This window comes from Dictyobacter halimunensis (genome assembly GCF_036245075.1).
Map to the genome: position 1 here is coordinate 443,849 of NZ_BSRI01000002.1, position 15,419 is coordinate 459,267.

Genomic DNA, 15,419 nt, shown 5'->3' on the forward strand with positions numbered 1-15,419 from the left:
AGCACTATAGTGACGCCAGACGCCTACGAAGAGGGTAGCAGGCTCAACAGATAGCAAGCATACGAATAGTATACAAGAGTGCCCGGCATAACAAATAAAGCTATACTTGTTTCAGTATGGTACAATGGTAGCACTTAGAAGGATATTGTAAAAAATACACTAAGTAGCAGCGCGCAAACGGAAGAAAGGGAGTAGCTATGAATCGTCGTGCCCCTAGTATACATCCAGGATTGATGACAGATATGTACCATCCAGACTCAGCATATGTCTCCTGGCGGACAGGACAGAATGGATTGACCACTTTTGATCTCTATACGCGCAGGGCCCCCTTTGGAGGCGCCTACTTACTGGTGGCCGGGCTTGAGGCTGCGGTAGAGTTTGCGCAGTCATTCCGCTATACAGATGACGAGTTGAAGTTTCTGGCCCATATTCGTGATTATGATGCGGCCTTCCTTGATGAGTTAGCGGAGCTCCGCTTTACCGGGGAGATCACGGCCATGCCCGAGGGGAGCATCGCCTTTCCACACGAGCCTATTTTGCGGGTCACGGCGCCATTTCGTGAAGCCATACTGCTCGAAGCCGGTCTGTTACAGGCCATCGGGCTGTCAACTCTGATCGCGACAAAGGCTTCCCGTATCGTCTATGCAGCCGAACAGGGGCGCCCCCGGCGCGTATCTGAATTTTCGTTTCGCCGCGCACAGGAACCCATGACAGTGGCGCGCGCCTCCTACATCGGAGGTTGTTCCAGCACCTCGCTGCTCAACGCGGCCTATGAATATCGCCTGCCCGCGACCGGCACGGTCCCTCATGCGCTGATCGAGATGTATCCCACTGAGAAAGAGGCTTTTGAAGCGGTGGCTGAGGCGTACAATCGCTATACACTGCTGCTGGATACCTACGATGTGCGGCGTGCCATTCTTACCGCGATCGAAGTAGGATTGCGCTTCCAGGAAACGCTGGGACATACGCTGGCGGCGGTACGCCTGGATAGCGGAGACCTGGTAGCTGATAGCGTCTATGTACGCGAGCAACTTGATAAAGCAGGGCTGCATAGCGTACGCATTCTGGCCAGCGGAGACCTGGATGAGTGGAAGATCCAGGAGATCCTGCAGAAGGGTGCAACCGTTGATTCATTCGGGGTAGGGACGGCACTGGGCAGTGGCGCGGGGTCACTTGAGCAGCATGCAGAGGGAGGCGCGCTGGGCACCGTCTATAAAGAAGCCTGGTACGTAGATGATCTGGGCAATGAATATCCCAAGATTAAAATCGCTGGCGCCAAGAGTACCTGGCCTGGCAAAAAAGAGATTTATCGCCATCCAGAGTGGAAAGAAGATGTCATCCAGCTATCCCATGAGCCACGGCCCGACAACTATCACCGGCTACTCAAGCCCGTCGTTCGCAATGGAGAAGTCGTACCCGGCAGCCTGCCGCCGCTCTCAGAGATTCGCGAGTTAGCCCAGTATAATCTCAATCTCCTGCCAGAACACTATCGGCAGCTCACGGTCACAGAACCGTATCCAGTGCACTTCAGCGAAGGCATGCAGGCATTGCGCAAACAGGCCTTCGACCTGGTCGGCGGCATCGAGGAATAAACCTGCGGTGCTCCAAAAGTTAAATCAGCGGTGGGGCGCAACGGGGAGCATTTGCTCTCCGTTGCGCCCCACCGCTGATTTAAAAGGATCTGCCATTAGGATCTCTGGTTGCCAGTGTGCCAGATAGCGGAACTCATTCGTTCTAAGAATAGATTCAACAAAATATAAAGATAAGGCTATTTTTGTGACGGATACAAACATGCAGTCTTCAACACATTCAGATATTATTTCTCAGCCGGAAGAGAATACAGCCGGCACCCAGGCCATCATCTGGACGCCGCCGTTTACTGTTTTCTTCACGGCCTTGCTTGGCTTTGGACTTGGCCTTGCCAGCCTGCTCACATTCATCTGGCTCAATAGCGGCCTCTACTCGGTTGAGCGCGTGGCTATAGTCTATAGTGTGGTCCTCATGGTTGCCTGGCTGGTGGTATTGCTCACCGGTCACTCGTGGTGGGTACGTGGTGGAGCTCTGTTTGGACTTATCTGGGCCGCCTGCAGCTTTGGCGGGTTCTGGCTAAGCAAACATGGCGTGGGTGCGCAGGATCCCTTAACGATTCAAATGCACGCCGCCACCAACAGTGCCTTGCTTGCCGGTTCCCTCTGTCTCTCTGTAGCTCGCGTACGACTGAAGTTATGGGATGCCATTCTGCTCTGGCTGGTACTCCTGGCCTTCTGTGCCTACCTTGGCTATAGCTATCTGAAAGTGCCTGCAGGGAGCAACTCGCTCCTATTTATCGAGGGCAGGATCGTAGCCTGGACACTTTATCTGAGCGTCGCGATCTGGTGGTTGCGCCCCTCTTGCTGGCGTGATCAGCCCGGGCTCACCTTTCTCTTTGGCCTGGCAACCATCCTGTTCATCGTTCTTAACAGATCCAGCACGCTAACCACTGAGCAAAACGTCTTCTTCCTCCAGGTAGGCTTTCTCTGCCTCTTACTCGCTGCCGTCAGGGTTTTTCAGGAAGAATGGCGTATCTATCGTCAGATCAATCGCTAGCCCATTGTGCTGGCGAGCAGGAGGCGAAACAACAGCTTATAGAATCAGATATGCACTCCGTGTACTGCCAGAATGATCAGCAAGGCGCTCAGGGCATTGTTTAAAAAGTGTAAGAAGTAGCCGGGCCAGTAAGAACCGGTCACCAGACGCAGAATGGCGAGGGCGATACCAATGAAGAAAAGGACCGGCAGTGAGGCAGGATCACCATGGGCGGCCCCAAAGATCAAGGCGCTCAATATCACCGCGATCACCGGTGGCATACCGTTTTTGAGTCCCATAAATGAGAAGCTGCGGAAAAAGATCTCCTCGCAGAAAGGCGCTACAACAACCGCTATGAACAGTGAGACGTAGGTCGTGATGGGAGCAGTCTTCGCGCGCTGCAAAACAAGCTGGTCGTTTGTTTGCAGAGGAAGATGAAACGTTGTAATCAGGTACGAGTAGACCTGGTTCAGTAAAATGATCAGCACCAACAAGCCGAGCACCAGCAGCACCGCCAGGCCTACATTACAACGACGAAACCCCAGCATTTGCCAGACTGAACGTTGATCGGCTCCATCTGCCTGGCTGTAACGCCGGGCATAAAAAAACGGCGCCATCAAAAAAGCGCTGTAGATAATCAGTGAAAAAATGAGCGAGACAACGGCGTTGGCTATATCCGCCTGTGGATCGAGAGGTTTGGCCGCCTGGCCTGTAGTACTGGTGCTGAAAAGAGAGCTTACAACTGTAAATGCAATCCATGGAATCAGGGTCAAGAAAATTCCATTGAAGGTCTGGGTAGTAGTCCAGGGGACGCGATCAAACTTCTGTTTAAGCAAGAGCTTACTCCGGTTTTTTCATAATCAATTATACCATTACACCCCCCACACTGTCTGTAGTCATACCCCTATTACTACAGAAAAGATATGGTATACTAGGTGCAAACCATCGTTTTCACATATAGCACGTCACATATAGTTAGGAAGGATACCTGGTTGGCAGGGACAATCGAAACAAATCCAGCAGAAAATTCCAACTGGCGCAGGCACAAAAATGCTTGCCCGTTTTACCGGGAACGTTGGTTCCCATGCAATGATGTGTCGGGAGAACCAATGTATCAGGTGTTCTGTCTCAAAGGCACCCCACCTGAGACCCTTGACGAACAGGAAAAGTGTTTCCGTAGCAAGGCTTGTTGCTGGCGTCTCAGCAAGAAAAGAAAACAGGCTCAGCATGCCACCGCTGAGGAACCTACGACCGCCGGGGCCGCCTCACGTTAAGCGCATCAGGCGAAAGATACTAGATCGCCGATATCAGTCCACGATCCATGTCCACCTGGAGCCTACGTCTCCATCTCGATCCCTGGACATGTATCAGCAATTTATCAGGACCGGAGCGTTTTCAGAGTATATCTGAATACACATACAGCTCATCCTCACCATACATGTTATCGCTTTCACCCATTTATCCATATAGGGCCTGCTCAGGCAGGGTCACACATGTGTGTTGATGTGGCTGCAGGGAATGATACCATGTAAGAAAAAGGGTCAGCGAGCACTTTCCCGGCAGGAAAGTGCTCGCTGACCCTTTTTATGTGGCAGGTGCTTTTTTTTTACTTAGCGCTCGGTGGAATTATAGACGTAATCCTGCAGGATATCGTCGTACTCAAAAAGCTCTTCAGGCTTGAAGAAGCGGGGCACCTCAACCTGCGCGGTCTCCAGGGAATCGGAGCAGTGGATCAGGTTGGCCTGCATGCTCATAGAGAACTCACCGCGAATAGTGCCAGGTGTGGCCTCACGGGAGTTGGTAACGCCGGCCAGCAGACGAACGGCGTCCACACATTTATAGCCCTCGACACAGATCGCGACGACAGGGGTGCGCTGCATGAAAGACTTCACCTCGGGGAAGAATGGGCGGCTAACCAGGTGGCTATAGTGCTCATTCAACAGTTCGCTTGACAGGCTCATCAGTTTCAAGCCAACCAGCTTGAGACCTTTGCGCTCCAGGCGGGAAATAATTTCACCGACGAGATCTCTTTGTACCGCATCGGGTTTAAGCAAAATCAGTGTACGTTCCATAACGTTACAGAAACTCCTTATATGTATTAATAACTGGCAACCAACTGGATCAGTTGCTGGCAGGCTTTTTTCATCTCTACGCGTACGCGCCCAAGATTTCCTGTGCCCTGTGTAGTAACGATGAGGATCAGGTCACCTGCTTCTTCCATTTGGATTGTACCAGTTTTTGTTTCGACAATCACGTGCCTCGCCTCACCATTATGTACCTGGTTCGTTAAATCACTAATGGAGCCAAAAGCGGCGGCCGCCATCGCCCCAGTAACTTCCTCATCCTCGCTGTGTAGTATACCAGAGACAATCAGGCCATCTTTCCCAACAAGAATCGCATCATATACCTCTTCGAGGTCTGTTAAACGTTGCAGGATGGTTTCCACTTAAAGACTCCTTCTTTCTGGATGATGTACCATACTCACCAATATCAGGCCTTCGCCTTCTTGGCCATTGTTAGCGCCTTATTGTACGCTTCCATCGCCTGTAAGTACTCCCCTTGACGCATATACGCGTCACCCAGAACGCGATATCCAGAAGAATAGTTGGGGGCCAGCTTCAGTAACGCGCGCACATTACTGACGACCTCACCAAGCAATTCAGGGGCGTTCCTGATGATCACACGATACTCTTGCATCGCGTTATCAAAATCTCCAATTAATTGAGCCTGGTAACCTCTAATCAAGCGCTCACGATGGCTGATGTTTACACCCTCGGCAATACGCTGTCCCACCCGTTCACCACTACGGGCACGATTTGCCCCCATACGACCCACGTCACGTGTAGTGGCACGCTGTATGGGCTGTAAGCGTACAGCTGGTCGCTTCATGGTAGTTTCAAGCTCACTGTCCAGCAAAGGATTCACGCGAGCTACTGGGGCCGCCTCAGATTCTGTGGACACATGCTCCGATGGCTGGAATGCAGCCGCTTCAGCAGGTCGCGCAGGGGCTACAGATGGCTGGGCAATTACAGGCTCAGACTGCCGCGTATCGGTGGTCTCCGGGGCAGTCTCTGTGATCGGCTGCTCAGGGACTTGCGCCTCTGATGGCGGCGTATTTCTCGCGGCAGGAACCGTGCCCAGAGCCGCTAACCAGGATGGCTCAGGCTCAGCGGATGGAGCCTGGGTCTCTAGTGGAGTTGGCTCAGCCGGTCGCGGGAAGAAGTTCCCCAGTTCTGCCAGAGCCGATGAGAGAGATGGCTCGGACGCGCTTGTGGATGAAGAGCGATCGCCTTCTGCCACCTCTTGCGGTTGCTCCTCTGATGCCTGTCCATTTTCCTGGCTATGGGCAATACTGGCCAGCGAATTTGGCTCAAGTGGTGTGAAACCACGCGAGCGCAGTCTCTGCTCTAACTCCTCCAGGGTAGTGACCAGATTTTGCTCTTCGGTGGCTTGCTGGGCCTCGTCGGGTTTCTCACCAGGTGCATTGGTTGTCTCTTCCTGCGCTGCGGGTGCACTGGCGGATGATTGGGTGCCTCCGGCCAGTTGCGCCAACCAATCATAGTCGATCGACTGCGATTGCACCTGCTGGTTGAGAATAGCCCAGGGATCTTCCACGACAGGCCGGGCAGATTCAGCGACTGGAGCGCTTTCGGCTGGCTGTATGGCCTCTTCGCGCGCCGGCTCTGGAGCTTGTTTCTCGTACCAGGAAGGATTAACCTGCTCGGCTGGCGCCTCATCCATTACATCGGGGTTCTGATCAGATGGGGAAGCGCTGCTTTGACTTAACTGCTGCATCCAGGAAGGCTGTTCAAGTGGCGCAGGCTCGCGATTGGACTCAAATGAAGACCAGAAATCCTGGCTCCCAGCTGGCTGCTGCTGCGATTGTGAAGGAGCATAGGCTGACTGCCAGGCAGCCCAGGGATCGTTGTTGGCCGGTGCGCTCTGTGACTCTTCAACCAGCTGGTTCAGTGCTGATTCAGCGGTTGATGAAGCCGCAGAAGTCTGCTGCTGCTCAGCGAACTGCGCATCAGGCTGTTCCCAGGTGGAACCGCTCTGCTTCTTTTGGGGCTGCGATGGAGACTCTAGCAACCAGGAAGGGTCCTGGAATCCCTGCGATTTTGACTGTGCAACCGGTGGTTTGGACTGCTCCCACGAGGCTCCGCTACTCTTCTGCACCGACGGCTGCTCCCACGAGGCTCCGCTACTCTTCTGCACCGACGGCTGCTCCCATGAGGCTCCACTACTTTGCTGGTTCGGAGCGGGGATCTCAGATTGAGATGATTGAGTTGGCCGGGCTTCAGCAGAAGCGGCCGCGACCTCTGGTTGAGAAGGAAGATCATCGGAGTGTTGCTGCCGTACTAATTCAGAAAAATCATACGCGCCGGTACCATCCAGGGAGGCTGCTCCAAGAGATTTCAGCCATGCCGGGCCAAAGGGTAATTCCTCCTCCAACACTTCTTCAGGCTGAGACGTATCGGCTCGCTCTGGTGCTGATTCAAAGGACTTTACAGGCTCTGCTTTCTGCTGAGTCTGGTCTGCCGGCTCTGGCTGCCACGTCTTCTCAGACGAGACAGGTTGCTCTTCCTGGGACTCCGCGACCTCTGGCTGCTGCGGTTGCACTGGTTTAGCTTCATCTTGAGCGAGCATGTTTAACCAGGCGGGGACCGCCGCATTATTCTTTGCCGCTTCAGGGATCGCAAATGACCATGACTGATCGGCATCGTCCTCTATATGATCATCGGCAGCAAGCTCTGCCTCCTGGCTATCAGAGATATCGGCATCTGCGTGCTGCGGAACAAAGCCAATATCACTTGTGTCCGGCCACGCTGGCGCATTGGAATCTTCCAGACCTGGATCGGAAGCATGACTGGCTACGTCGGGGCTGATGCTATTCAAGGCATTCTGCAAAAGCTGCCATGGCTCGGCCTGGTCAGGTTGCTCATTGGTTGCCGATGCCTGCTGTGGAGCGGCCGCGTTCCAGGCGTCATGATTATCCCAGGAAGACGTCGCGCTCTGTGATCTGGATGGAATATCCTCAGACATCCACGAGGGTAGTGACGAAACATCAGGCTGAGGGGAAGCTTCATCTGAGCGCGGCTTTACTAGCGTTTCATCGGTGCCCCAGTTCGCATTGCTACCCCAGGCGGATAAAGCATCGGACCCGACGTTTAACCCTGCCAGTGCGTCTGCCGGTTGAGATGGCGCCATGCTAGCCGATGAACCAGGCGCACCCAGTACCGCAGACGATTTACTTAACAGTTTCAGGAAGGGATCGCCAGCCTGATTTGCCATATGGTCAGCAAATAAATCATGGGCAAGCATCAGGTCCGGGTCCAGAGCCTCTACCTGTTTGATCAACTCCTGTGACCGCAACATATCCTGTGGTGCCACCATATACGCCAGTAACAATAACGCCTTGATACATCCAGGCACATCTTGAAGGATATGTTCTGCCAACGGGATAGCCTTTTCATGAAGGCCCTGCCGCCAGTAGACTTCCAGTAGACCGGTGCGGGCATCCAGACGATCGGGATACATTGAGAGCACGATATCCCACTCTTGCGCGGCCTGGATCAGCAGATCACCCCTCATATAAAGACGCGCGAGACCCGCGCGTGAGAACATAAAGCCTGGCTGACCCACCTTCTCACTCAGTTGATTAAATGCCTGCCGAATCTGTCCGTTCCCCCGACTCAACTCATAGGCCTGCTGGTAACAATCCAGAGCTGTATCATAGTCAGACATGCGCTCGCTGACCAGCGCGCGACTACAATAGGCAATGACATTGTCAGGATCATTGGTCAATACCCAATCGAACGCCTGCTGCGCATCCTCCAACTTATCTTGAGCCAGATATACCTCACCAAGAAGACGTTGCGCCTCAAGCGATTCCGGGAAAAAAGCCAGAACATACTGACAACTGGCAAGAGCTTCATCGACGCGTTTCGAACTAATTGCGTCCTCGATCTCTTGCAAATAATCACGAAGCGTTATTTGTGCCATAAAACTTGCTCTCCTCTTCCCGCCTATGCCCCCGTGAGCAATCTGTTAAATTGCTCGACCCGATGGGGAGAGTCTGGTCCGATAATCGCCAGACGACGCCATTCAGGAGCAAAGCAGTTCCGCGCTACACGCTGTATATCTTCAACAGTGACAGCATCCACCTTTGCAATTACCTCGTCCACGTTCCACACGCGGTTATAGAGGCATTCCTGACTTCCCAACCAGGAAGCCATCTGTTGCGTTCCTTCTAAACCGAGCAGAATACCACCTCGAACGTACGCTTTTATTCGCTGCATCTCATCAGCAGGAACCGGCTCCTGACGCAATCGGGTAAGTTCAGCAATAATTGCGCGAACGGCCGCCGAGGCGCGCGAAGGATCAACACCAGCACTGACGACCAGGCTACCAGTTTCATAATAGCTATTGACATAACTTCCAATATCGTAGGCCAGGCCCTGCTCTTCACGAATCGACTGGAAAAGACGCGAACTCATTCCATCACCAAGGATACCATTAATCAGCAGCAGAGGATAATAGTCTGAGGATGCATACGCGGCTCCAAGCGTGGCTAAACAAATATTTGTCTGCTCCGTATCTTTTTGAATCATACGCACGGGGGAAACACCACGAGGCGGAAGACTTTCCGTCCAGAGAGGATGCTCCGCAGGCTCCCAGTCCTCAAATAACTGCTTTACCTGCGCGATGACTTGCTCATGGTCAATGTTGCCCGCGATACTGAGCACCAGGGAGTTGGGTCGATAATAGGTACCCAGGTAGTCCAGCATCTGTTGACGCTGGATACGCGACACGACCTCCACCGAACCGGCGTCATCACGCCCCAATGGCAAACCCGGCCACATGACCTCATCGGCTAAAAGATTGACCCACTCTTGTGGATCATCCTGGGTGGCACTCAGTTCCTCAATAATAACGCCGCGCTCTTTCTCCACTTCCGTGGGATCAAAAAGTGGGTGTCGAATCATATCGGCCATGGCCTGCAGTACCACCGATAAATATTCACCGGGCACACGGGCAGTATAGTTAGTCAGCTCTTTACCGGTGCTCCCATTAAAACTACCTCCCACCCCTTCAATCGCATCAGAAATGGCCTTCGCACTTGGATACTGCTGAGAACCCTTAAAAAGCATATGCTCAATAAAATGGGAAATGCCAGAGATATCCTCTGGTTCATAGCGAGAACCAACATTAAAAAAGAAAGAGATACTCGCAGAGCGCATACCAGGCATATGGGTGGTAAGTAGGCGTAGTCCGTTATGTAGTGTTGTTCGCACGTAATTCATTCGCTAATTGGGCACAGAGCCTCATTCATGGGTGAAAAGAGTGCCCCGATCTCCTTATAGTACCTGATCAAAAAAATACTGATACAAATCCGATGGTTTAACTGTTCTTCGATTTCCTGCATACAAATTTAGATTACTCGCAGTATTATAGACGGTTTAGCAGGCTGCCGCAACAGAACACAAACGGAATAGGAAGAAAAGCCGCAAGCTTGACTAATGATTTCATCAGTCATATGAGCACGCCAACAGCGGTGCGAACGGTGTGGATGGAGCAGGTAAGCACATACTCCATCCGGAAAGGGGAGATTAAATCAGGCCGATATCGTCAGCCAGTCTACCCAGGCCGCCCAACATTCCATCGTCATCATCACGGCGATGATGGTGACGATGTCCCCCCATACCAATGTCGCCTTCAATCTCATTTTCGATGCCGCGCATCAACATTTCACCACCCAGAACGGCAGCGGCTCCACCCAACGCGCCCATGGCATATTTACCACCGTTGCCTTGCAAGAAACCACCCATGCCTGCCTGCTGACCCTGCATGGTAACAGGAGTCGGCACCACGCCAGCCAGGCTGGTTCGGCAACTCACACAGTTGGTCGAGCCAACAGGCGCCATAGCCATACAGGTCGGACAGCGCAGAGCTAGCGGTGGCTGTCCCATCATCGGCTGCGCCTGATAGCCGCCCTGCCCATAGGTCTGAGGCTGCTGGGGATACGGCTGCACATACGGCTGCTGATAGGCAGGATTAGGCGATTGTGGAGCGTACTGCCCCGACTGATTGCCCAGGGGCGCGCCACAGCCACCACAAAATCTCATATTGGCGGCATTAGCCTGACCACACTGCCTGCAATGCAGACCCGCGGGCTGGGCCGGTAAACGCATATCATGCCCACATTGCGTACAGAACGCACTATCCAACCCGACTTGTGTATGACACGCCGGACACGGACGCGTCGCAGGAGGTGGTGGAGTCACAGGGGCCGCAGTCCCCTTCAATGACGCGCCGCAATGCATACAAAAAGACGCATCCGCTCGCACCTCACCCTGACACTGAGGACAGTGTCCAATAGCCGCCGCTGGTTGTACGGCGGTACCACATTCAGGACAAAACTTTTTTCCAGTGACATTAGTTCCACAAAATGTACACGTTGCCATTCCGCGCCTGCCTTTCGCAACGTAGAACGTTGTATTTGCTACCTGTATATTTAAACGCAGTGTAGCATAGTTTCTTCAATTCGTCGAGCCACATATGACAAATCTTCTTCCATCCCCTTTTGCCCTCAGGCACACGCACAGGCGGCGCTCAAGCTATTTTTTAATAATTGGGGCAACACAGCAGGTGGGGCGAATGCCCCACCTGCTGTGTTGCCCCAATTATTAAAAAATAGGTGCGGCCGCGCTTGCGCGGCCGCACTGTTTCTACTGCCTGCTACTGCTATTCAGCCAGTAGTTCATTCAGCCTGGCTTCAATGGTGATGGCGGTTGGATAGAACTTCTCCTCTTCGCTTCCACTATAGGGCGATGGAGGAGCGGGGACCGCCGCCAGGAAAGCTGGCGTCCCATCCAGATCATAGAAACAATTCTGCACGATCCAGGAGTGAAGGTGACGGCCAAAGCTGGTCATGTCGATCTCTTCGGTGACGACAATCACACGATTAGCCTCTTTAACGGCGGACGCGACGGCCTCTTTGTCAAAGGGCTCCAGGGTACGCAGATCCACCACTTCAATGCTCACACCAGCACGTCGAGCCATATTGACGGCCGCGGTACAGGATTCCAGGACCATCGTCCCCCAGGCGATAATGGCGACGCTCAGAGGTCCCGTGCCAAAACGCAGGCGCCGTGCCTTACCAATAGGCAGGGTATAGTATCCTTCGGGCACATTCCAGTATTCAGCCATCTCGGGGATGATCTTGCCGTTGGCGTCCTTCGGTGGTTCAGAACGATAGAGGCGCCCACGCTCTAAAAAGACGACCGGCGATTGTGCACGAGCCGACTCTAGCAGCAAGCCCTTGGCATCAAATGGTGAAGCGGGACAGACGGTAATCATGCCCGGAATATTCGTGAACCATTGTTCACCTGTATTAGAGTGCCCATAGGCACCACCGCCTGCGGTACTACTGGAGATTGGACCACCGCCCCCACTACCGGACTTGGTGCGGATCAGCAAGGGGGAATTCCATTTGCCGTTTGTCTGATAAGGGATGCGCGCGGCCAGGCGAATCGTTTGCGTGGCGGACTGATGATAATCGACGAACTGGATCTCGGCGCAGCGAGCCCTGCCATCACGCAAGCCCGCGCCCGAAGCGATGCCCACAATCATTTGCTCATTTAAAGGGCTACTGATCGCGCGGCCGGGCATCTGTTTGACCAGCGAGGCGGTCGCGCCAAAGACGCCACCCTTGGGGCTCCCAACATCCTGCCCATACACGAAGAAGCCGGGATCACGCTGGGCCAGTTCAACCAGGGCCTCGTTGATCGCCCCCAGCATGGTCAGCGTACGTCGGTTGCCCCGGGGCGTATTCTCACGCCACTCGGGTATATTCACTATATGCTCAAGTACACGCTCGGGGCCCGGTTCAGGCTCTTTTAATACATCCTGCTCGATACGTTCAACCTGGGCGCGAATTTCCTTCCTGGTCCGCTCTATATCAGCGTCTTGCAATATTCCCTGCGCAACGAGCCAGCGACCAAAGTTCTTGACAGGATCTTTGGTGGCAGTCGTCTCCGCAATCTCTTCCCTTGTACGGTAGGAGCGAATATCGGTGCTACTCGAATGCGCGTCAAGCAGGCCCAGGCGCAGATGCATCAGGGCTGGTCCCTGACCTGAACGAATATGCTGCACCAGGCGGCGGCTCGCCTCATAGGTCGCCATCACATCGGTGCCATCAACCTCTTCCGCGTATACATTTCCGGCATTAGCCCAATCGACCAATGAACCTGACCATTGATTTCCGCCAGGCTGGGTAATGGCCCAGCCATTATCTTCAACGACGATCAAAATAGGGAGACGATGAATGCCAGCCTGTCGAAACAGCACGTTAAAATCATTTGTTGCCGCCCCACCATCACCGGTGGAACACAAAATTAAAGAGTCGCTTTTATCCCATTTTAGCGAAAAGCCAACTCCGCCAGCAAAGGGGCATAAGCCAGCAACTTCACTTACCGATGGAAGAATTTGATGCTGCTTACTGGCATAGTGCGCCGGCATATTGCGACCGGCATTCATTGGCCCGGTCACACGCGAGTAGGCCTCGCGCAGAGGTCCATACACATCACCGGTCCGTTGTAGCCAGGCGCCCAGATCGCGATAATATAATGCGAGCCAATCATTTTCATTCAGAGCCGCCACAACGGCAGCCATTACCTCATGCCCGGCACAACCAATGTAAAAAGGGAATTTTCCCTGTGTCTTACGTGTTTTCAACAAGTCATTAATGACTCTGGCGGTGACCATGGTGCGATAGAGCGTAACGACATCCAGCGGCCCTGCTGGCGTCTCTGTCTCTGTTGCTCGAAGATTCGTTGTCATATTTGTACTAATGCCTCCACATATTTGTCTGCGTTGACGCTGTAGGCTTCATCGATGCTCCTAACATAATAAATCACATCACCATTATAATGGTTGATGGCTTTGAAAAGCAATAATCACTCCTTTTTCGCTACTCGATCGACAAAGCAAAAAACCAGAGCACATACTAGACATTCTCTCTGGTTGAGCACTATAATGTGTCTAACTATTTTTTTCATCGGAACATGTCTCACCAGCGAAATACTGGTTGGTGGCAGAGAAGATCATGGGTACCCAAAGAGATGTATCAGTAAATGACGAGCATAGCTCCACCTTCAGCAGTTTTACGAGATCTCTACACCAAGATGCTCTTAACTCGCATCGTCGATGATTGCGCATGGAGGTTATACGCACAGGGATACATCGATTTTGTTACCAGCAGTCGTGGACATGAAGCAGCCCAGGTGGGTAGCGCGGTCTGTATCGAGGTCGGCCAGGATTTTACCCTCCCCTATGACCGGGACCTGGGAGTCGTTCTGACCATCGGGATGACACCCTATGAGGTTTTCCGGACCTGTCTGCATTCCCAACGCCAGCAGGCAGAGAGAAAAAGGGGAGCAAAGCCGTCCTTTCAGCATTGGGGCTATCAGAAGCACAATACGATCACCGGTCCAGCGCCGGTGGCGACTCAGCTGTTACATGCCGCTGGCATCGCGTTTGCCAGCAAACTCCGTAAAGCCACGGTAGTTACGATTGCTTACTGCGGCGATGATGCCATAAAAGAACCGGATTTTGCAGAAGGGATGCGTTTCGCCGCCCAGCATGCATTACCTGTGGTTTTTATCTGCGAACAAGATTGTACCCAGATCTGGGGTACAGATACCTTTGCCACCTCGCTTCCCCCTTCCTGCCTACCCAAAGACGCTCTACCAGCAGGAATCGCCTATCAACGAATCGATGGCACAGACATTGTCGCTGTCTACACTGCGATGCGCCAGGCAATGCAGTATGCACGCGAGGGGCATGGCCCGACATTTCTGGAAATGGCGATCACCCGCTCTCAACCAGCTGTACTACTTCCCTATGGTCGGGATCTCTCCAACGTGGTACAGTATGCGCCTCCCCAGTCCAATGCAGGAAAGCTCTTTGATCCCCTGGTGCGATGTCAGCACATCCTACAAGAGCAAGGCATATGGGATGAGGAATGGGCCGCCCAACTTTCTACACGCATGATGACTGAGGTTGAGCGAGCACTCCAAAACGCGCTGCGCGATACTCTCCAGTCAAAATGAGAAAGCCGAGCAGAGGAGATGACACATTCACGCCTGGAAAGTATTGATTTGCGACACCTTACTACCAATCAGCCCTTTTGCGCTGGCGTCATTCTACTACAGCAGGGGCAATTGATCGTAAGGCTCAATACTGACTACCTTCCCTCTCAAAAAGGGAAACAGACCGCCGCGTACCGGATCAGGGGCCTGGGTGGGGATCAGAAGCAAGGAGAAACGATCTGGGAGTGCGCCTTACGTGAAGCACAGGAAAAACTACAGGTTGAGCTTCAACTGCTCCCCTCCGCTTCAACCTATTTCCACGAAATAGATACAGGTGAGCAGTATCCTGTTACATCGACCGATATCATTCCACCCTTCCTTCTTGAACGCCAGAGCAATCTCTACCCCTACACCCCCTTACGCCCAGGGCTCCCTACCGGTCCTTATACATACTATTGTCTATTTCTCGCTCGAACCCTGCAACCACTGACCCGGGCGGGGACGACAGAAGGTCTGTTGTATATTCGACCTGAACTCTGGCCGACGTTACTACAACAGCCAACGTTAGAGAGCATTCTGCAACAGGGCGCAAGCATCCTTGATGGATCCGGGCTTTCACACCAACGCCCGCTCTGGGTTCCCTCCTGGGAATCTGTTGCGCTGGCCGCGTCTCTGCTCCAAAAGCATCCAGATCTATTACACTAAGCTTAATGGTAATGCACCAGCAGCTCTTTACGCTGCTGGTGCATTACCATTAAGCTT

At 53.2% G+C, this 15,419-nt stretch carries 11 protein-coding genes and 1 pseudogene; 4 read left to right on the forward strand and 8 right to left on the reverse strand.

Annotation, left to right across the window (positions count from 1 at the left end; genetic code table 11):
* The first annotated feature begins 197 nt into the window (after positions 1–197).
* Positions 198–1,592, forward strand: coding sequence for a nicotinate phosphoribosyltransferase (pncB, locus tag AABA21_RS15875; RefSeq protein ID WP_338251755.1), 1,395 nt, complete (start codon positions 198–200; stop codon positions 1,590–1,592).
* A gap of 199 nt (positions 1,593–1,791) precedes the next feature.
* Positions 1,792–2,586, forward strand: coding sequence for a hypothetical protein (locus AABA21_RS15880; RefSeq protein WP_338251757.1), 795 nt, complete (start codon positions 1,792–1,794; stop codon positions 2,584–2,586).
* A 44-nt stretch (positions 2,587–2,630) separates the two neighbouring features.
* Here the strand turns inward: AABA21_RS15880 and AABA21_RS15885 are convergent, their stop codons facing one another.
* The 8 genes and pseudogenes from AABA21_RS15885 to AABA21_RS15915 all read right to left on the reverse strand — a co-directional run bounded on the left by AABA21_RS15885 (position 2,631) and on the right by AABA21_RS15915 (position 13,407).
* Positions 2,631–3,401 carry a CPBP family intramembrane glutamic endopeptidase gene (locus tag AABA21_RS15885; RefSeq protein ID WP_338251759.1) on the reverse strand — a complete coding sequence of 257 codons (771 nt, stop codon included), beginning with the start codon at positions 3,399–3,401 and terminating at the stop codon, positions 2,631–2,633.
* A gap of 774 nt (positions 3,402–4,175) precedes the next feature.
* Positions 4,176–4,637, reverse strand: coding sequence for a nucleoside-diphosphate kinase (gene ndk, locus AABA21_RS15890; RefSeq protein WP_126594371.1), 462 nt, complete (start codon positions 4,635–4,637; stop codon positions 4,176–4,178).
* 26 nt (positions 4,638–4,663) lie between these two features.
* Complete coding sequence (locus tag AABA21_RS15895; protein ID WP_338251763.1) at positions 4,664–5,011, reverse strand: roadblock/LC7 domain-containing protein; 348 nt, start codon at positions 5,009–5,011, stop codon at positions 4,664–4,666.
* Between the two features lie 44 nt (positions 5,012–5,055).
* A complete protein-coding gene (locus AABA21_RS15900; protein ID WP_338251765.1) occupies positions 5,056–8,568 on the reverse strand; it encodes a tetratricopeptide repeat protein in 3,513 nt (1,170 codons plus the stop codon).
* Between the two features lie 23 nt (positions 8,569–8,591).
* Positions 8,592–9,860 carry a M16 family metallopeptidase gene (locus AABA21_RS15905; protein ID WP_338251768.1) on the reverse strand — a complete coding sequence of 423 codons (1,269 nt, stop codon included), beginning with the start codon at positions 9,858–9,860 and terminating at the stop codon, positions 8,592–8,594.
* Between the two features lie 315 nt (positions 9,861–10,175).
* The gene (locus tag AABA21_RS15910) at positions 10,176–10,757 is read right to left on the reverse strand and encodes a double zinc ribbon domain-containing protein (protein ID WP_338251770.1); all 582 of its coding nucleotides are present in this window, start codon (positions 10,755–10,757) and stop codon (positions 10,176–10,178) included.
* An 18-nt stretch (positions 10,758–10,775) separates the two neighbouring features.
* Positions 10,776–11,030, reverse strand: a pseudogene (locus tag AABA21_RS39420) (double zinc ribbon domain-containing protein); the annotation flags it as partial.
* Between the two features lie 280 nt (positions 11,031–11,310).
* The gene (locus tag AABA21_RS15915; protein WP_338251772.1) at positions 11,311–13,407 is read right to left on the reverse strand and encodes an alpha-ketoacid dehydrogenase subunit alpha/beta; all 2,097 of its coding nucleotides are present in this window, start codon (positions 13,405–13,407) and stop codon (positions 11,311–11,313) included.
* 293 nt (positions 13,408–13,700) lie between these two features.
* On the opposite strand from AABA21_RS15915, the gene AABA21_RS15920 reads away from it, so the two are divergent.
* A complete protein-coding gene (locus AABA21_RS15920; protein ID WP_338251774.1) occupies positions 13,701–14,678 on the forward strand; it encodes a thiamine pyrophosphate-dependent dehydrogenase E1 component subunit alpha in 978 nt (325 codons plus the stop codon).
* Positions 14,679–14,696: 18 nt separating this feature from the next.
* Entirely contained in the window at positions 14,697–15,362 is a 666-nt protein-coding gene (locus AABA21_RS15925) for an NUDIX hydrolase (RefSeq protein WP_338251776.1), read from the forward strand.
* Positions 15,363–15,419: the final 57 nt, after the last annotated feature.